Annotated in this window: 17 protein-coding genes; 11 read left to right on the top strand and 6 right to left on the bottom strand. The window is 74.6% G+C overall.

Translation table 11 applies throughout. The features are described 5' to 3' along the window. Positions 1-86 precede the first annotated feature (86 nt). The 6 genes from ACWDAS_RS24130 (at position 87) to ACWDAS_RS24105 (ending at position 7243) form a co-directional block, all read left to right on the top strand. Positions 87-2123 (top strand): tetratricopeptide repeat protein, encoded by a 2037-nt coding sequence (locus ACWDAS_RS24130; protein ID WP_450394419.1) that lies wholly within the window; start codon positions 87-89, stop codon positions 2121-2123. Between the two features lie 9 nt (positions 2124-2132). Then, on the top strand, positions 2133-2759 hold the full coding sequence (locus ACWDAS_RS24125) for a hypothetical protein (RefSeq protein WP_450394417.1): 627 nt from the start codon (positions 2133-2135) through the stop codon (positions 2757-2759). A 54-nt stretch (positions 2760-2813) separates the two neighbouring features. After that, positions 2814-3917 (top strand): NAD(P)H-dependent flavin oxidoreductase, encoded by a 1104-nt coding sequence (locus ACWDAS_RS24120; protein ID WP_450394414.1) that lies wholly within the window; start codon positions 2814-2816, stop codon positions 3915-3917. Positions 3918-3930: 13 nt separating this feature from the next. Beyond that, positions 3931-5499, top strand: a complete 1569-nt coding sequence (locus ACWDAS_RS24115; RefSeq protein ID WP_450394412.1) for an acyl-CoA synthetase — start codon at positions 3931-3933, stop codon at positions 5497-5499. Between the two features lie 147 nt (positions 5500-5646). Further along, the gene (locus ACWDAS_RS24110; RefSeq protein WP_450394409.1) at positions 5647-6468 is read left to right on the top strand and encodes a universal stress protein; all 822 of its coding nucleotides are present in this window, start codon (positions 5647-5649) and stop codon (positions 6466-6468) included. Between the two features lie 73 nt (positions 6469-6541). Next, a complete protein-coding gene (locus ACWDAS_RS24105) occupies positions 6542-7243 on the top strand; it encodes an alpha/beta fold hydrolase (RefSeq protein ID WP_450394406.1) in 702 nt (233 codons plus the stop codon). Here ACWDAS_RS24105 and ACWDAS_RS24100 read toward each other — a convergent pair. From ACWDAS_RS24100 to ACWDAS_RS24075, 6 genes are all read right to left on the bottom strand, one after another. Continuing rightward, the gene (locus ACWDAS_RS24100; RefSeq protein WP_450394405.1) at positions 7209-7634 is read right to left on the bottom strand and encodes a rhodanese-like domain-containing protein; all 426 of its coding nucleotides are present in this window, start codon (positions 7632-7634) and stop codon (positions 7209-7211) included. The genes ACWDAS_RS24105 and ACWDAS_RS24100 overlap by 35 nt on opposite strands. After that, entirely contained in the window at positions 7631-8218 is a 588-nt protein-coding gene (locus ACWDAS_RS24095; RefSeq protein WP_450394402.1) for a cysteine dioxygenase, read from the bottom strand. The genes ACWDAS_RS24100 and ACWDAS_RS24095 overlap by 4 nt, the downstream gene beginning before the upstream one ends. 217 nt (positions 8219-8435) lie before the next feature. Next, a complete protein-coding gene (gene cpt / locus ACWDAS_RS24090) occupies positions 8436-8978 on the bottom strand; it encodes a chloramphenicol phosphotransferase CPT (protein WP_450394399.1) in 543 nt (180 codons plus the stop codon). Between the two features lie 300 nt (positions 8979-9278). Beyond that, positions 9279-9698 (bottom strand): hypothetical protein, encoded by a 420-nt coding sequence (locus ACWDAS_RS24085; RefSeq protein ID WP_450394396.1) that lies wholly within the window; start codon positions 9696-9698, stop codon positions 9279-9281. Beyond that, positions 9689-10210 carry an isochorismatase family protein gene (locus ACWDAS_RS24080; RefSeq protein ID WP_450394393.1) on the bottom strand — a complete coding sequence of 174 codons (522 nt, stop codon included), beginning with the start codon at positions 10208-10210 and terminating at the stop codon, positions 9689-9691. The genes ACWDAS_RS24085 and ACWDAS_RS24080 overlap by 10 nt, the downstream gene beginning before the upstream one ends. Before the next feature lie 50 nt (positions 10211-10260). Further along, complete coding sequence (locus tag ACWDAS_RS24075; RefSeq protein WP_450394390.1) at positions 10261-11892, bottom strand: acyl-CoA synthetase; 1632 nt, start codon at positions 11890-11892, stop codon at positions 10261-10263. A 190-nt stretch (positions 11893-12082) separates the two neighbouring features. On the opposite strand from ACWDAS_RS24075, the gene ACWDAS_RS24070 reads away from it, so the two are divergent. The 5 genes from ACWDAS_RS24070 to ACWDAS_RS24050 all read left to right on the top strand — a co-directional run bounded on the left by ACWDAS_RS24070 (position 12083) and on the right by ACWDAS_RS24050 (position 16438). Further along, positions 12083-12886 (top strand): crotonase/enoyl-CoA hydratase family protein, encoded by an 804-nt coding sequence (locus tag ACWDAS_RS24070; RefSeq protein ID WP_450394387.1) that lies wholly within the window; start codon positions 12083-12085, stop codon positions 12884-12886. 20 nt (positions 12887-12906) lie between these two features. Continuing rightward, positions 12907-13857, top strand: coding sequence for a Zn-ribbon domain-containing OB-fold protein (locus tag ACWDAS_RS24065; protein ID WP_450394384.1), 951 nt, complete (start codon positions 12907-12909; stop codon positions 13855-13857). Further along, positions 13854-14915 (top strand): thiolase domain-containing protein, encoded by a 1062-nt coding sequence (locus ACWDAS_RS24060; protein ID WP_450394382.1) that lies wholly within the window; start codon positions 13854-13856, stop codon positions 14913-14915. The genes ACWDAS_RS24065 and ACWDAS_RS24060 overlap by 4 nt, the downstream gene beginning before the upstream one ends. Further along, the gene (locus ACWDAS_RS24055; protein WP_450394380.1) at positions 14912-16090 is read left to right on the top strand and encodes a thiolase domain-containing protein; all 1179 of its coding nucleotides are present in this window, start codon (positions 14912-14914) and stop codon (positions 16088-16090) included. Before ACWDAS_RS24060 ends, ACWDAS_RS24055 begins: the two co-directional genes overlap by 4 nt. Before the next feature lie 108 nt (positions 16091-16198). Further along, entirely contained in the window at positions 16199-16438 is a 240-nt protein-coding gene (locus ACWDAS_RS24050) for a DUF397 domain-containing protein (protein ID WP_450394378.1), read from the top strand. Positions 16439-16549 lie beyond the last annotated feature (111 nt).

Below are 16549 nucleotides of genomic sequence, written 5' to 3'. Positions count from 1 at the left end.
CGCCGGGAACCGCCGGGTCCCCAAGCACGCGTCCCGCGGCCATACTGGGGGCGGGGAGAGACAGACGACCGGGGGCGGCGTGCACCATGACGGCGGGTCAGTACGACGGGGGAGCACTGCTGTGCGAGCGGTACCGGCTGCGGGAGCGGATCGGGCGCGGCGGCATGGGCGAGGTGTGGAAGGCGCTGGACGAGTCGCTGGGCCGTGAGGTCGCGGTCAAGTGCCTCAAGCCGACGAGTCCTTCGCTGGACCCGTCCGTCCACCGCGTGCTGCGGGAGCGGTTCCGCCGGGAGGCGCGCGTCGCGGCGGCGCTCCAGCACCGCGGCATCACCGTGGTCCACGACTTCGGCGAGAGCGAGGGTGTGCTCTTCCTCGTCATGGAGCTGCTCGAGGGCCGCAATCTGCGGCAGCTGCTCGGCGACAACGAGGGCCGGCCGCTGCCGCTGCCCGACGTCACCGACATCGCCGTGCAGACAGCGGCGGCCCTCGCGTACACCCACGCCCGGGGCATCGTGCACCGCGACCTGAAACCGGCCAACGTCATGCGGCTCACCGACGGCGACGTGAAGATCTGCGACTTCGGCATCGCCCGCCTCGGCCACGACATCGGCTTCACCTCGCGGCTCACCGGCACCGGGGTCGCCATGGGCACGCCGCACTACATGTCGCCGGAGCAGATCGGCGGCGAGGACGAGGTCGACCACCGCAGCGACCTCTACTCGCTCGGCTGCGTGCTGTACGAGATCGCCACCGGCGCCCCGCCCTTCGACCTCGACGACACCTGGGCGGTCCTCGTCGGCCATCGCGACACCCCGCCCCGCCCGCCGCGCGAGCACCGGCCCGACCTGCCGGCGGAACTGGAGCAGCTCGTCCTCGACCTCCTCGCCAAGAGCCCCGAGAACCGCCCGCAGAGCGCCGCCGACGTCGCCGGCCGGCTCAAGACGCTCCAGGACGGCGGCACCCGTGCCGAGCCCGGACTGCCCGCGTGGGCGCGGCGCCTGGAGCTGGCGTCGGGCGCGCCCAGCGTGCACGGCGCCGGGGCCCTGGCGAACCGGCACACCGCGGCCGTCGGGCTCGCCCGGCTCGGCCGCTGGTCCGAGGCCGAGCGCTCGCATCGCGCCGTCGCCGAGGAGCGGGCACGGTTGCTGGGCGCGGCCCATCCCGACACCCTGGCCAGCCGCTACGAGCTGGCCCTCTGCCTCAGCCGCGGCGGCCGCCACGCCGAGGCGCTGCGGGCGTACGAGGAGGTGGCGGCGGTGCGGGCGAAGGGGCTGGGCGCCGACCACCCCGACACGCTCGCGGCCCGCCAGGAGGCCGCGTACGCCCTCGGCCGGCTGAGCCGCCACGAGGAGGCCCGCCAGGGGTACGCCGCCGTGCTCGCCGCCCGTGAGCGGCGGCAGGGCCCCGACCACCCCGACACCCTGCACTGCCGCCACAACCTCGCCGTCACGCTCGGGCGGCTCGGCCGTACGCAGGAGGCGTACGCCCTGGCGGCCCAGGTCGCGGAGGCCCGCACCCGCGTCCTGGGCCCCGCCCACGCCGACACGCTCACCACCCGCTGCGAGGCCGGCCACCTCCTCGGGCTCCTCGACCGCTGGCCTGAGGCCCGTGCCACCTACGCCCACGTCGCCGCCGTCCGGACGGGGCTTCTCGGGGCCGACCACCCCGACACGCTCGCCGCCCGCCACGAACTGGGCATCTGCCTGGGGCGGATGGGCCTCGGCGCCGAGGCCCACGAGCTCTACACCGACCTCGTCGCCGTCCGCACCCGCGTCTCGGGCCCCGCCCACCCCGACACCCTCCGCGCCCGGCACGGCCTCGGCGTCAACCTCGGGCGGCTCGGCCGCTGGCGGGAGGCCCTGGCCGAGGCCCGCGACGTCGCGGCGGTGCGCACCGGGGTCCTCGGCGCCGACCACCCGGACACCCTGGTCAGCCGCCGCGAGATCGCCGTCGCCCTGGGATGGCTGGGCGACTGGCGCGAGGCCCTCGCCCTCCACGGCGCGGTCGCGGAGGCCCGGGAGCGCGTCCTCGGCCCGGACCACCCGGACACGGCGGCCAGCCGGGAGGACTGCGCGCGCTGCCGGGAGCACCTGGGCCTGCCGGGCCGACCTGGCGGGGGATAGCGTGCGGCCATGGCCGGGCACTCGTACGACCCGTCGCGGATCGTCCTCCTGGAGTTCGACGCCGCTGTGCGTGCGCGGCCGGGGATGTACTTCCGTCACGGGCGGGGCGATCGGAGACTGCCGACCTCGGTGCTGTGCGCCGTCACGGGACATGTGCTGCACCCGGCGACGGCGGTGGCCGCGGTGCACTCCCTGAGCGCGCTCGTCGAGATCACCGGTGACCTCGCCTTCACGGTGACCTTCGACGAGCCGCACTCCTGGGAGGGGCACGAGGGGCTCGCCACAGGCCACTTCGGAGCCCTGCCCGGCCCCGAGTGGCTCTACCCGGCCGCCGCCGCGGCGCTGAGCACGCGCGCGGTGGCGGAGGTGTGGCGCGGCGGCCGCGGCTTCCGGCAGGAACTGCGGGGGATCCGGCCCTGCTCGGTGCCGCGGGAGTATGCCGCGCCCGCCGGGAGCGGGACCCGGTGGGAATTCGTCCTGGACGCGGACTACTTCGGCCAGGATGCCTCCCTCGCCGCGGAGCCCGGCCGGCTCGATCCGTGCGGACCGGACTGCGCCGAGCCCGCGGGGCCCGGGTACGTCCTCGTGCGGGACCTGCGCGACGGCGGCCGTGAGGCGAGGTTCCCTAAAATCTGACGCTACATCAGAAAATCTCTTCCCCCGGCCGGTCCGCTCGGGCATCCTGCCCCCATGGAGACGGAGCTGAGCAAGAGGCTGGGCATCGAGCACGCCATCTTCGGCTTCACGCCGTTCCCGGCCGTCGCGGCCGCGATCAGCCGGGCGGGGGGCATGGGCGTCCTCGGGGCCGTGCGCTACACCGCGCCCGACGAACTGGCCCGGAGCCTGGAGTGGATGGAGGCGCACACCGACGGCCGCCCCTACGGGCTGGACGTCGTCATGCCGGCCAAGAAGGTCGAGGGCGTCACCGAGGCGGACGTCGAGGCGATGATCCCCGAGGGGCACCGCCAGTACGTCCGGGAGGTGCTGGCCAAGCACGGCGTGCCCGAGCTGGAGCCGGGGGAGGCCTCGGGCTGGCGGATCACGGGCTGGATGGAGCAGGTGGCCCGCTCGCAACTGGACGTCGCCTTCGACTTCCCGATCGGGCTGCTCGCCAACGCCCTGGGCTCGCCCCCCGCCGACGTCGTACGACGCGCCCACGACCGGGGCGTCCCCGTCGCCGCCCTCGCGGGCAGCGCCCGGCACGCCCGCCACCACCAGGAGGCGGGCATCGACATCGTGGTCGCGCAGGGCTACGAGGCCGGCGGGCACACCGGCGAGATCGCCGGGATGGTGCTCGTGCCCGAGGTCGTCAGCGCCGTCGACCCGCTGCCCGTGCTCGCCGCAGGCGGCATCGGCACCGGCGAGCAGGTGGCCGCGGGGCTGGCGCTGGGCGCCCAGGGCGTCTGGCTGGGTTCGGTCTGGCTGACCACCACGGAGGCCGAACTCCCCTCCTCCGCCCTGGTCCGCAAGCTGCTCGCGGCGGGCTCCGGCGACACCGTCCGCTCGCGCGCCCTGACCGGCAAGCCGGCCCGCCAGCTGCGCACCGAGTGGACCGACGCCTGGGACGACCCGGCCGGGCCCGGAGCACTGCCGATGCCCCTGCAGGGCCTGCTGGTCGCCGACGCGATCACCCGGATCCAGACGTACGAGGTCGAGCCGCTGCTGGGCACCCCGGTCGGCCAGATCGTCGGCCAGATGCGCGAACTGCGCAGCGTCCAGGCGGTCTTCGATGATCTGACCCGCGGCTTCGAGCGGGCCGTGGACCGCATGAACCGCATCGCCGGACGCGCGTGAGGAGGCGGCACCGATGACATCGACCACGCCGAGTGCCCCGAACGGATTCTGGGCCCAGGCCGCCGCCGACCCGGAACGGATCGTGCTCACCGCCCCCGACGGCGACCAATGGAGCGCGGGGCGGCTGCACGAGGAGTGCAACCGCCTCGTCCACGGCCTGCGCGCCGCCGGACTGCGGCCCGGCGACGCCTTCGCGGTCGTCCTGCCGAACGGCGCCGAGATCTTCACCGCCTATCTCGCCGCCTTCCAGGCCGGGTTCTACCTCGTCCCGGTCAACCACCACCTCGTGGGGCCCGAGATCGCCTGGATCGTCGCGGACTCCGGCGCCAAGGCGCTCATCGCCCACGAGCGCTTCGCCGTCCAGGCCCGCGCCGCCGCCGACGAGGCGGGGCTCCCCGCCGAGCGCCGGTACGCCGTCGGCGACGGGGGCATCGACGGCTTCCGCCCGTACGGGGACCTCCTGGACGGCATGCCCGGCACCCCGCCCGGGGAGCGCACCACCGGCTGGGTGATGAACTACACCTCCGGCACCACCGGCCGCCCCCGCGGCATCCGGCGCGCCCTGTCCGGCCGGCCCCCGGAGGAGACGTACCTCGGCGGCTTCCTCGGCATTTTCGGCATCCGCCCCTTCGACGGCAACGTCCACCTCGTCTGCTCGCCGCTCTACCACACGGCGGTGCTGCAGTTCGCGGGCGCCGCCCTGCACATCGGCCACCCCGTCGTCCTGATGGACAAGTGGACGCCCGAGGAGATGCTGCGGCTGATCGACGTCCACCGCTGCACGCACACCCACATGGTGCCGACCCAGTTCCACCGGCTGCTCGCCCTCCCGGAGCAGGTCAGGGGCGGTTACGACGTCACCTCGATGCGGCACGCCATCCACGGCGCCGCGCCGTGCCCCGAGCACATCAAGCGGGCCATGCTGGAGTGGTGGGGGCCCTGTGTCGAGGAGTACTACGCGGCCAGTGAGGGCGGCGGCACCTTCGCCTCCGCCGCCGAGTGGCTGAAGAAGCCCGGTACCGTCGGCAAGGCCTGGCCGATCAGCGAGATCGCCGTCCACGACGACGACGGCAACCGCCTGCCGCCCGGCGAACTCGGCACCGTCTACATCAAGATGAACACCCCCGGCTTCCGATACCACAAGGACGAGGCCAAGACCCGGGCCAACCGCATCGGCGACTTCTTCACCGTCGGGGACCTGGGCTACCTGGACGAGGACGGCTACCTCTACCTCCGCGACCGCAAGATCGACATGATCATCTCCGGCGGCGTCAACATCTACCCCGCCGAGATCGAGGCCGCCCTCCTCACCCATCCCGCGGTCGCCGACGCCGCCGCCTTCGGCATTCCCCACGACGACTGGGGCGAGCAGGTCAAGGCCGTCGTCGAACCCGCTCCCGGCCACGAGGCGGGGCCCGAGCTGGCCGCCGCCGTCCTCGCCCACTGCGAGGAGCGCCTGGCGGCCTACAAACGCCCCCGGTCGGTGGACTTCGTCGCCGAGATGCCCCGCGACCCCAACGGCAAGCTCTACAAGCGCCGGTTGCGCGACCCGTACTGGGAGGGCCGCGAACGGCCCGTGTGACGGGATCCCCGGAGCGCACCGGTGTACCCGGTCGCGCGGACCGCACACCCGCACGGGGGTGTCCGGTCCCGCGGACCGGACCCCGCGTCCGCCGGGGCGCCGCGCGGGGCGGCGGCGCCTACTGTGGAGGCAAGGGAGGCACATCCGATGACCCGACCCGTCACCGTGGGCCTGGACGGCTCGCCGGAAAGCCACGCCGCCATGGACTGGGCGGCGGAGGAGGCGCTGCGGCGATCGGTGCCGCTGCGCCTTGTGCACGCCGGGGGACACCCGTACGGCGACGCCCTGGTGCGCGACGCCGCGCAGGAGCTCACCGAGCGGTACCCGGAGCTCCCCGTGACGACCGATGTGGCCGATGCCCCGCCCGCCGAGCTGCTGGTCGCGGAGGCGGGCCGGAGCGAACTGCTGGCGCTCGGCTCGCAGGGACTGAGCGGGCTCAGCGGGTTCCTCCTCGGGTCGGTCGGCCAGGCGACGCTGGCCAGGGCCGAGGGCCCCGTCACGGTCGTCCGTACCGGCCAGGAGGCGGCGGCCGACGACGACCGGCGGCCGGTGGTGCTCGGCTTCAGCCTGCGGAAGGGCGCCGACGAGGTGATCGCGTTCGCCGTGGAGGCGGCCCGGCGGCGCGGGGCGCCGCTGCGGGTGGTCCACGCCTGGTCGTACCCCGCCACCTACGGTTACGTGCCCGCTGCCATGGACCCCACCTGCGGCGCGGAGATCTCGGCGGCGGAGCGGCACGCGGTGCGCGCCGCCCTCGCGCCGTGGCGGGAGAAGGCGCCCGGGGTGGAGATCACCGAGGAGGTCGCCGCGGGCAACGCCGCGCAGCCCCTGGTGGACGCGGCGGCCGGGGCCGCGCTGCTGGTGGTCGGGCGGTGCCGGAACCGGCCCGCAGGCGTGGGCCCGCACCTGGGGCCCGTCGCGGCCGCGGTGCTGCACCACGCGGCCTGCCCGGTGGCCGTCGTCCCGCACTGACGCCGGTCGGCCCGGACCGGAACGGGCGACGCCCGGACGGGTGCGTCCCACGGCACCGGGTAGGGTCGCCCGGGTGAGCGATCTCCGCACCGTCCATGTGAACGGCATCCGAATGGCCTACCGCACCTGGGGCGAAACGGACGCGCCGCCGCTCGTCCTGCTCCACGGACGCGGCTCGGACGGCGCCGACTGGCAGCCGGTGGTGCCCGCGCTGGCCGCCACGCACCGCGTGTACGCCCCCGACCTGCGCGGCCACGGCGCCAGCGACTGGCCGGGCGAGTACGCCTTCGAGGCCATGCGGGACGACGTCGTGGCGTTCCTGGACACCCTCGGCCCGGAGCGGGTGGTGCTGGCCGGGCACTCGATGGGCGCCGTCGTCGCCTATCTGGTGGCCGCGGCGCAGCCGACCCGGCTCACCGCCCTCGTCCTGGAGGAGCCCGTACCGCCGGACCCGGAGGTGCCGCCGCGGGCCGTGCCGACCGGCCCGGCAGGGGACGAGCCCTGCGACTGGCGGGTGATCGCGGCCGTCAACCGCTGGCGCAACGCGCCCGACCCCGGCTGGTGGGACCTGCTGGCGGGGATCGCCTGCCCGACGCTCGTCCTCGCCGGCGGGAAGGGCAGCCACATCCCCCAGGACGGGGTCGCGGCCGTCGCCGCCCGAGTGCCGGGGGCGCGGCTGGTCACCGTGGAGGCGGGGCACCTGGTCCACCAGGAGCGCCCGGCGGACTTCCTCGCCGAGGTCAGGAGCTTCCTCCCGGCGCCCCGGCGCCCTTGACCGGCAGCCCGGCCCGCAGCCAGGCCTGGAAGCCGCCCTCCAGATCGGTGGCGCGCGCCAGGCCGACGTCCAGCAGCGAGGCCGCGGCCAGGCTGGAGGTGTAGCCCTCGGAGCACGCCACGATCCAGCGGACGTCCGGGCCGGTGGCCTCGGGGATGCGCGCGTCGCTCAGCGGGTCGAGCCGCCATTCCAGGACGTTGCGCTCGATGACGAGGGCGTCGGCGAACTCGCCCTCGCTGGCCCGCTGCGCCGCCGGGCGGATGTCGACCAGCAGCGACTCGCCCGCCGCGATCTCGGTCGCCGCCTGTTCCGGCCCGATCCGCTCCAGCCGGGCCCTGGCCCGGGCGAGCAGCCGGTCGATCCCGGACGGGACGGTGGTGGGTCGGCTCATCGGACGGCCTCCGGAACGGACGCGGACGCGGACAGGGACTGAGACAGGGACAGGGCCGACGGTGCGCGTCGGGGCACCGCCGAGGGCTCCGGCTCGTCGGTCAGCACGGTACGCGTACGCCGCAGCGAGCCCGTGTCGTCGACCGCGTAGTAGGACATCGCCGTGAGCGGCGGCGAGTACGCGTGCACGCTGACCGCGGGCGCGGCCGAGGCGTTGACGACGTCGTGGACGTGGCCGAGGGGGAAGGCGGCGCCGCCGCCGGTGCCGAGACCGCGGGTCGCGATCCGGCCGGCGCCCCGTGCGTCGTGGAGCCAGCGGTGCTCGGTGAGCGTGCCGCCCACGACGGTGAGCGCGCCGAGCGAGCCCGCGTGGTCGTGCAGTTCGGTGGAGGTGTCGCGGGGCCAGGTGATCAGCCAGACGTCGACGTACGGGTCCTGGTGCAGCCGGGTGTACCAGCGGCGGTCCGGCAAGTGGACGGGCGGATGGGCGCCGCCCTCGACGGCGGCGGCATAACCGAGGACGAGCGCGCGCAGTTGGGGGAGGACGAGCGGGGTGGGGCCGCTCGCCCTGTCGTGCAGGGCCATGGGAGGCACTCCGGAGCGGAAAACACGACGTGCCCCGCCTGGGCGGGGGCAGGTCATGAGGTGGTCGGGGGCGGCGGAGGTCAGCCCCGGCGACAGCTCTGGTCGAAGTGGTGCGCACGGCGTCCCGGCCACAGGGGGCCCAGGTTCCAGATGTTCGTGCGCATGGGCCCATGAAAGCACAGGACCGCCGGCTCGGTCACCGCCGGCGTCGCAGACGTCACATGGGCGACACATGAGCGGCGATGACCCGCGCGCACTCCATCGACTCCGTCTGTGTCGTGTCCACTTCGATGTCGTAGACGACGCCCTTGTGGACCGATTCGGCCTGCGCCGCCGCCATGCCCGGCGCCCGGTCGCCCCGGGCGGTCTCCCGGCCCGCCGCCACCGAGGGAGCACAGCGGACGCCGACCCACAGCACCTCCAGGCCCTCCAGGGCGCGGCGCCAGCGGTCCTGCGACGCGGGGCCGCCGAGGAACACCTCGTCGACGATCACCTGCGCCCCGGCCCGCGCCATCGCGGCGATGCCGATCGCCCAGGCCTCGTCCAGGGCCCGGAAGGCGTCGCCGACCGACACGCTGCCGTCGTCGCCGAAGTCGATCCCGGAGCCGGAGCCGCGCAGCCCGGCGGGCATCCCGTCGACGAGTGTGTCGGCGCCGAACGTCAGCCACGCGTCGGGCAGCAGCACCGCCTGCAGGCAGCGGGCGATGCCCGACTTGCCGGAGCTGGAGCCGCCGTTGAGCACGATCACCTGGTGAGCCATCGCGCCAGGCTAGGCGGCCGCCGGGCCGGCGCGCGACTCAATTGCCGCCCGCGGTGCGGCGGGCGAACCGACCCAGCCGCCGCTCCTCGCCGGGCGGTGATCGCCTCGGCCGTGCGCGGGGCGGGGTCCGTGCGGTGGGCGCGCGGGAAGCCACCGAGGAATTCGCGCAGCCCGGTGTTCTCGAGCCGGACCCGGGCTGACGCCGCGCAGGACGGCGACGGTGAGCGCGACGCCGACGGCCGGGTCGCCCGCGGCGGCGTTGCCCGAGCCGATCAGCACCGGGCCGCCCCCGGGTGAGGATCACGTTCTCCGGGTGCGGGTCCAGACGGAGGACGCGGTCCCGGCCTGCGTCCCCTGCGGCGAAGCGGCGGCGCAGCCGGCCGGGCGCGGAGGCGTCGTGCCTGTACGCCTGGAGCCCGGCCGGCAACCGGCCGTGGGTGTGGGGGCGCCACGGGCGCGGCCGGGGTCCAGCGCCACGGTCGGCCCGGTGGTGCGGTCCCTGATGAGGCCGGTACCGGTCCGCCCGGGGGCGACGAGGTCGACCCGGACGCCGCGGGGGGCGGCGTGCACGGCCCCGTGCACCCGTGGCACGGCGGAGCCGCGGTCGGCCGGGTGGGTGATCAGCCAGGCCTCCTCCCGGGCTGCGCCGCCGTGCCGGTGGTGGTACGGGACGCGCCCGCCGTGCACGCCGGCGTCGCTGCCCGCGCCGGTCAGCTCCACAGTGCCTTCGCCAGCTCGGCGGCCGGGGCGATGTTGCCGAAGCGCGGCAGGCCGAGGGTCACGGCCGCCTCGTGCTCCGCCTCGGTGAGGGCGGTCATCGCGTCCTCCGCGAAGTACAGCCCGTAGCCGTGGTCGGCGGCGGCGCGGGCGGTGGACTCGACGCCCATGTTCGTCGCGATGCCGGCGAGCACGAGGGTCCCGACGCCCCGGGCCCGCAACTCCCCGTCCAGGCCGGTGTCGTGGAAGGCGCCCACGGACCGCTTGACGATCAGGATGTCGCCCTCCCGCTCCAGCCCCTCCACCAGCTCGCTGCCCGGCGGCTGCTCGTCGACGCCCGGACGCTCGACGCGTACGAGCACGACGGGCGACCCCGCCTCCCGGAAGGCGGCGGCGAGCCCGAGGGAGGCCAGCACGACCTCCTCCCCGGACCGCGGGGCCAACGGCAGCTCCACGATGCGGTCCATCAGGTCGATCACGACGAGTGCGGTGCGCTGGGGGTCGAGACGCGTCATGGACACACCCTAAGCACCCGGACCCGTACATGCGCCGCGTATGCCGGCGATCAGTTCTCGCCGAAGCCCTCCGCGGCCACCGCCCGGGCCCAGCGGTAGTCGGCCTTGCCGCTGGGGGAGCGCTGGACGAGGGGCGTGATGACGAGGCTGCGCGGCACCTTGTAGCCGGCGAGGCGGGCCCGGCAGTGGGTCTGGATCTCCTCCAGGGTGGGGGTCGCGGCGCCGTCGCGCAGTTGGACGACGGCGGAGACGTGGTGCCCCCACTTCGGGTCCGGGACCCCGGCGACCAGGGCGTCGTACACGTCCGGGTGCGCCTTCAGCGCCTCCTCCACCTCCTCCGGATAGACCTTCTCGCCACCGGTGTTGATGCACTGCGAGCCGCGGCCGAGCACGGTGACGATGCCCTCGTCGTCGACGGTGGCCATGTCGCCGAGCAGCACCCAGCGCTCCCCGTCGCGCTCGAAGAAGGTCTCGGCGGTCTTCCCGGGGTCGTTGTAGTAGCCGAGCGGCACATGGCCGCGCAGCGCGATGCGGCCCGCCTCGCCGGGGGCGGCGGGCTTCAGGGAGGCGGGGTCGACCACGGCGATGTGCGCGCTGACACGCAGCCGGAAGCCCCTGCGCGGGCCGGAGTCGTCGGTGGCGGTGCCGTTGAAGCCGGACTCGGAGGAGCCGAAGTTGTTGAGGATCATGCAGTTCGGGGCGAGTGCCCGGAACTGCGCGCGCACCGTCTCCGAGAGGATCGCGCCCGAGCTGGAGAGGCTGAACATGGAGGAGACGTCCGTGCCCTTGAGCGGCCCGGCCAGGGCGTCGGCGAGCGGGCGGAGCATGGCGTCGCCGACCAGCGAGACGCAGGTGACCTTCTCGCGCTCGATCGTGCGCAGCACTTCCCCGGGGACGTACTTGCTGTGCACGACGACCTTCTGGCCGTAGTGGAAGCCGATGAAGGCGGTCAGCGTGGAGGTGCCGTGCATCAGCGGCGCGGTGGGGAAGAAGACCAGGCCCTCGCCTCCGGCCGCGACCCGCTCCGCCAGCTCCTCGGGCCGCGAGACGGGGACACCGGTCGGGGCTCCGCCTCCCATGCCGGAGAAGAAGAGGTCCTCGTGGCGCCACATGACGCCCTTGGGCATGCCGGTCGTGCCGCCGGTGTAGATGATGAAGCGGTCGTCGGCGGAGCGTGCCGGGAAGTCGCGCACGGGTGAGCCGGAGGCCTCGGCCGCGGCGAAGCCGACCGGGGCGACGGCGGGTTCGGGCGCGTCCGCGGGCGGCGCTCCGACGCGTATGAGGTGGCGCAGGCGGTCCGTACGGGGGAGCGCCGCCGCCACACGGTCGGTGAAGCCGGCGTCGAAGACCAGCGCCACGAGGTCGGCGTCGCGGTAGAGGTAGACGAGTTCGTCCGCCACGTAGCGGTAGTTGACGTTGACGGGTACGGCGCGGATCTTCATGCAGGCGAGCGCGGTCTGCAGGTACTCCACGCCGTTGAGCAGGTGCAGGCCCACGTGCTCGCCGGGCGCGATGCCGTGCGCCGCCAGGTGGTGCGCGAGGCGGTTGGCCGCGGTGTCGAGCTGCGCGTACGTGAGGCGGCGCTCGGCCCCGCTGCCCGGGTGGTCGAGGTGGACCAGGGCCTCGCGGCCGGGCACGGCGTCGGCGACCGATTCGAAGAGGTCGGCAAGGTTGTACTCCACGGCTCCTCCTGACCGGGGACCGGGGGACCGGGTGTGCGGCTGGCTCCCAGCCGGTCATCAGAGCACCCCGCAGGGGGGCTGTGAAGGGGTCCCGCGACAAGAATCTGACTGACTGTCAGAAAAGTATTGAACTTGACCTGCGCCTACTGCAACCTGTTCTAGGTCCGGTACGCGACGCGGGAGGACGGCGATGGGCGGCACCGAACACCTCACGGTGGAGCGCGTCGGCGCGACACTCGTACTGACCCTGAACCGGCCGGAGGCGCGCAACGCGCTCTCCCTGCCGATGCTGGTCGGCCTCCACGACGGCTGGCTGGAGGCCGACGAGGACGACGCGGTCCGCTCCGTGGTCCTCACCGGCGCCGGCGGGGCCTTCTGCTCCGGCATGGACCTCAAGGCCCTCGCCGCGAACGGCGGCATGGCGGGGCAGCAGTACCGGGAGCGGCTCACCGCGGACCCCGATCTGCACTGGAAGGCGATGCTGCGCCACCACCGCCCCCGCAAGCCGGTGATCGCCGCCGTCGAGGGGCACTGCGTGGCCGGCGGCACCGAGATCCTGCAGGGGACGGACATCCGCGTCGCGGGTGAGAGCGCGGTCTTCGGCCTCTTCGAAGTGCGCCGCGGGCTCTTCCCCATCGGCGGCTCCACCGTCCGCCTCGCCCGCCAGATACCGCGTACGCACGCCCTGGAGATGCTCCTCACCGGCCGCCCCTACACCGCGGCCGAGGCCGAGCGGATCGGGCTGATCGGCCACGTCGTCCCCGACGGCACCGCGCTGGACAGGGCGCTGGCGATCGCCGAACTGATCAACGCCAACGGCCCGCTGGCCGTCGAGGCCGTCAAGGCCTCGGTCTACGAGACCGCGGAGATGACCGAGGCCGAGGGACTGAAGTCCGAACTGGAGCGCGGCTGGCCCGTCTTCGCCACCGACGACGCCAAGGAGGGCGCGAAGGCCTTCGGCGAGAAGCGCCCGCCGGTCTACCGCCGCGCCTGACACGGGAGGTCACCACCGCCATGCCCGAACTGCTCACCGCGCCCCTCGTCGTCGAGTTCCCCTTCACCCGCTCCCTCGGACCGGTGCAGAGCGCCTTCCTCACCGGGCTGCGCGAACGCACCGTGCTCGGCGTGCGCACCGGCGACGGGCGCGTCCTCGTCCCGCCCGTCGAGTACGACCCGGCCACCGCCGAGGAACTGCGCGAACTCGTCGAGGTCGGCGCCACCGGCACCGTCACCACCTGGGCCTGGAACCCCGCCCCCCGGCCCCAGCAGCCGCTCGCCACCCCCTTCGCCTGGGTCCTGGTCCGCCTCGACGGCGCCGACACCGCGCTGCTGCACGTCCTGGACGCACCCGGCCCGGAGGCCGTCCGCACCGGCATGCGGGTCCGGGTCCGCTGGGCGGCGGAACGCACCGGCGCCATCACCGACATCGCGTGCTTCGAGCCGGCCGGGGAGGACGCCACGGCACGGGCCGTGGCCACCCCGCACACCGGCGGGTTCGCCGAGCCCGTCACGGGCATCACCGTCCCCGCCCGGCTGGAGTACACCTACGCCCCCGGCCGCGCCCAGACCCGCCATCTCGCCGCACTCGCCGAACGCCGCACCGTGGGCGAGCGCTGCCCCTCCTGCCGCAAGGTCTACGTCCCGCCCCGCGGCGCCTGCCCCACCTGCGGCGTCGCCACCGACGACCAGGTCGAGGTGGGCCCGCGCGGCACTGTGACGACCTACTGCATCGTCAACATCAAGGCCAAGGGCCTCGACATCGAAGTGCCCTACGTCTACGCCCACATCGCGCTCGACGGGGCCGGTCTCGCACTGCACGGACGGATCGGCGGCATCCCCTACGACCAGGTGCGCATGGGCCTGCGCGTCGAGCCCGTCTGGACAGGCGACGGCCGCTACCCCGACCACTACCGGCCCACCGGCGAGCCCGACGCCGACTACGACACCTACAAGGAGCTGCTGTGACCACGGCGACGAGGCGGGACGTGGCGGTCGTGGCCTTCGCCCAGACCCGGCACGTGCGCGACAGCGCCGCCCTCTCCGAGGTCGAGATGCTGCTGCCGGTGCTCCACGAGGTCCTGGACCGGGTCGGCCTCACCGCGGACGGGATCGGCTTCACCTGCTCCGGCTCCTCCGACTACCTCGCGGGCCGGGCCTTCTCCTTCACCATGGCGCTCGACGGGGTCCGCGCCTGGCCGCCGATCTCCGAGTCCCACGTGGAGATGGACGGCGCCTGGGCGCTCTACGAGGCCTGGGTCAAGCTGCTCACCGGCGAGGCCGACACCGCCCTGGTCTACTCCTACGGCAAGTCCTCGCCGGGGCGGCTGCGGGACGTGCTGACCCGTCAGCTCGACCCGTACTACCTGGCGCCGCTGTGGCCCGACGCCGTCTCCCTGGCCGCGCTCCAGGCCCAGGCGCTGATCGACGCGGGAGGCACGGACGAGGCCGCGCTGGCGGCCGTGGCCGACCGCAACCGGACCGCCGCCGAGGCCAATCCGTACGCGCAGGCCCCCGGTGACCGGCCGCAGGGCGAATACGTGGTCCGGCCGCTGCGGCGCGGCGACTGCCCGCAGGTCGGGGACGGCGCCGCCGCGGTCGTGCTGGCCGCCGGGGACACCGCCCGGCGGCTCTGCTCCCGCCCCGCTTGGATCCGCGGCATGGACCACCGCATCGAGGCCCACGCCCTCGGGGTCCGCGACCTCACCGACTCCCCGTCCACCCGGCTGGCCGCCGAACGCGCCGGGGCCTTCGACGCCCCCGTCGACACCGCGGAGCTCCACGCCCCCTTCACCTCCCAGGAGGTCGTGCTGCGCAAGGCGCTCGGCCTGGGCGACGACGTCGTGGTCAACCCCTCCGGCGGCCCGCTCGCCGCCAACCCCGTCATGGCCGCCGGGCTGATCCGGCTCGGTGAGGCCGCCTCCCGCATCCACCGCGGCGAGTCCCACCGGGCGCTCGCCCACGCCACGTCCGGGCCCTGCCTGCAGCAGAACCTGGTCGCCGTCCTGGAAGGAGAGGACCGATGAGCGCGGTGACCGGCAAGGAGCCCGTCGCGGTCGTCGGCGTCGGCCAGACCCACCACACCTCGGCCCGCCAGGACGTCTCCATCGCCGGGCTCGTCCGCGAGGCCGCGCAGCGCGCCCTGGCGGACGCCCGGATGACCTGGGCCGACATCGACGCGGTCGTCATCGGCAAGGCCCCGGACTTCTTCGAGGGCGTGATGATGCCCGAGCTGTACCTCGCCGACGCCCTCGGCGCGGTCGGCAAGCCCATGATGCGCGTGCACACCGCCGGTTCCGTCGGCGGCTCCACCGCGCTCGTCGCGACGAGCCTGGTGGCCGCGCGGGTGCACCGCACCGTGCTGACGCTCGCCTTCGAGAAGCAGTCCGAGTCCAACGCCATGTGGGGCCTGTCGCTGCCCGTCCCCTTCCAGCAGCCCCTCCTGGCCGGCGCGGGCGGCTTCTTCGCACCCCATGTGCGCGCCTATATGCGGCGCACCGGCGCGCCCGACACCATCGGCGCCCTCGTCGCGTACAAGGACCGGCGCAACGCCCTGCGGAACCCGTACGCCCATCTGCACGAGAAGGACATCACCCTGGAGAAGGTCCGCTCCGCGCCCATGCTCTGGGACCCGATCCGCTACTCCGAGACCTGCCCGTCCTCCGACGGGGCCTGCGCGATGGTGCTCACCGACGACGCGGGCGGACGCCGCGCGGCGGGCCCCGTGGCATGGGTGCACGGCGGCGCGATGCGCAGCGAGCCGACGATGTTCGCGGGCAAGGACTTCGTCAGCCCCCGGGCCGGGCGCGACTGCGCCGCCGACGTCTACCGGCAGGCCGGGATCACCGATCCGCGGCGGCAGATCGACGCCGTCGAGATGTACGTGCCCTTCTCCTGGTACGAGCCGATGTGGCTGGAGAACCTCGGCTTCGCACAGGAGGGCGAGGGCTGGAAGCTCACCGAGTCCGGGGTGACGGAGCTCGACGGCGATCTGCCCGTCAACCCGTCGGGTGGTGTGCTGTCCACCAACCCGATCGGCGCCTCGGGGATGATCCGCTTCGCCGAGGCCGCCCTCCAGGTGCGCGGCACGGCGGGGGAGCACCAGGTCGACGGCGCACGGCTGGCGCTGGGTCACGCGTACGGCGGCGGTTCGCAGTTCTTCTCCATGTGGGTGGTCGGATCCGGACACCCCGGAGAGTGAAGCGGGCATGAACCGACCCCGGGCCCGGGCAGGTTCTTCCATGACCTGTCCGGGCCCCGGCACGGTCGCTAGGCTGGCCCGGACGACGGAGTCGGGAGGAGAGCGGACGTGGCCGAGAGCACGATCGGATCGCCGTTGGCCAACGGGAAGAAGCCGCAGCTTGATCTGGCCAACGCAACATGGCAGTCGAGCAGCCAGGGCACGGGAGACGTCCAGATCGCCTTCGTCGAGGGCTACATCGCGATGCGGGACGGCCGCAACCCCGAGGGACCCTCGCTGATCTTCACCCCGGCGGAGTGGCGGGCCTTCGTCCTCGGGGCGCGTGACGGCGAGTTCGACCTGACCTGACGCGCCGTCCGGTCCCGCGTCCGGTCCCGGGCGCTCAGCCCGTCCGGCGGCTCGCCCTCGGCCACGAGGGGGGGGCGCCGGGGGGGGCCGGGCGAGGTGGGGAGTGGGGCG

It is taken from the genome of Streptomyces sp. NPDC001070, assembly GCF_053598835.1.
This window is presented reverse-complemented; position numbering and strand designations above follow the sequence as displayed.

Coding starts and splice junctions, on each gene's coding strand:
- ACWDAS_RS24130 (WP_450394419.1), top strand. CDS start 87: ATGACGGCGGGTCAGTACGACGGGGGAGCACTGCTGTGCGAGCGGTAC.
- ACWDAS_RS24125 (WP_450394417.1), top strand. CDS start 2,133: ATGGCCGGGCACTCGTACGACCCGTCGCGGATCGTCCTCCTGGAGTTC.
- ACWDAS_RS24120 (WP_450394414.1), top strand. CDS start 2,814: ATGGAGACGGAGCTGAGCAAGAGGCTGGGCATCGAGCACGCCATCTTC.
- ACWDAS_RS24115 (WP_450394412.1), top strand. CDS start 3,931: ATGACATCGACCACGCCGAGTGCCCCGAACGGATTCTGGGCCCAGGCC.
- ACWDAS_RS24110 (WP_450394409.1), top strand. CDS start 5,647: ATGACCCGACCCGTCACCGTGGGCCTGGACGGCTCGCCGGAAAGCCAC.
- ACWDAS_RS24100 (WP_450394405.1), bottom strand. CDS start 7,634: ATGAGCCGACCCACCACCGTCCCGTCCGGGATCGACCGGCTGCTCGCC.
- ACWDAS_RS24095 (WP_450394402.1), bottom strand. CDS start 8,218: ATGGCCCTGCACGACAGGGCGAGCGGCCCCACCCCGCTCGTCCTCCCC.
- cpt (WP_450394399.1), bottom strand. CDS start 8,978: ATGGCTCACCAGGTGATCGTGCTCAACGGCGGCTCCAGCTCCGGCAAG.
- ACWDAS_RS24080 (WP_450394393.1), bottom strand. CDS start 10,210: ATGACGCGTCTCGACCCCCAGCGCACCGCACTCGTCGTGATCGACCTG.
- ACWDAS_RS24070 (WP_450394387.1), top strand. CDS start 12,083: ATGGGCGGCACCGAACACCTCACGGTGGAGCGCGTCGGCGCGACACTC.
- ACWDAS_RS24065 (WP_450394384.1), top strand. CDS start 12,907: ATGCCCGAACTGCTCACCGCGCCCCTCGTCGTCGAGTTCCCCTTCACC.
- ACWDAS_RS24055 (WP_450394380.1), top strand. CDS start 14,912: ATGAGCGCGGTGACCGGCAAGGAGCCCGTCGCGGTCGTCGGCGTCGGC.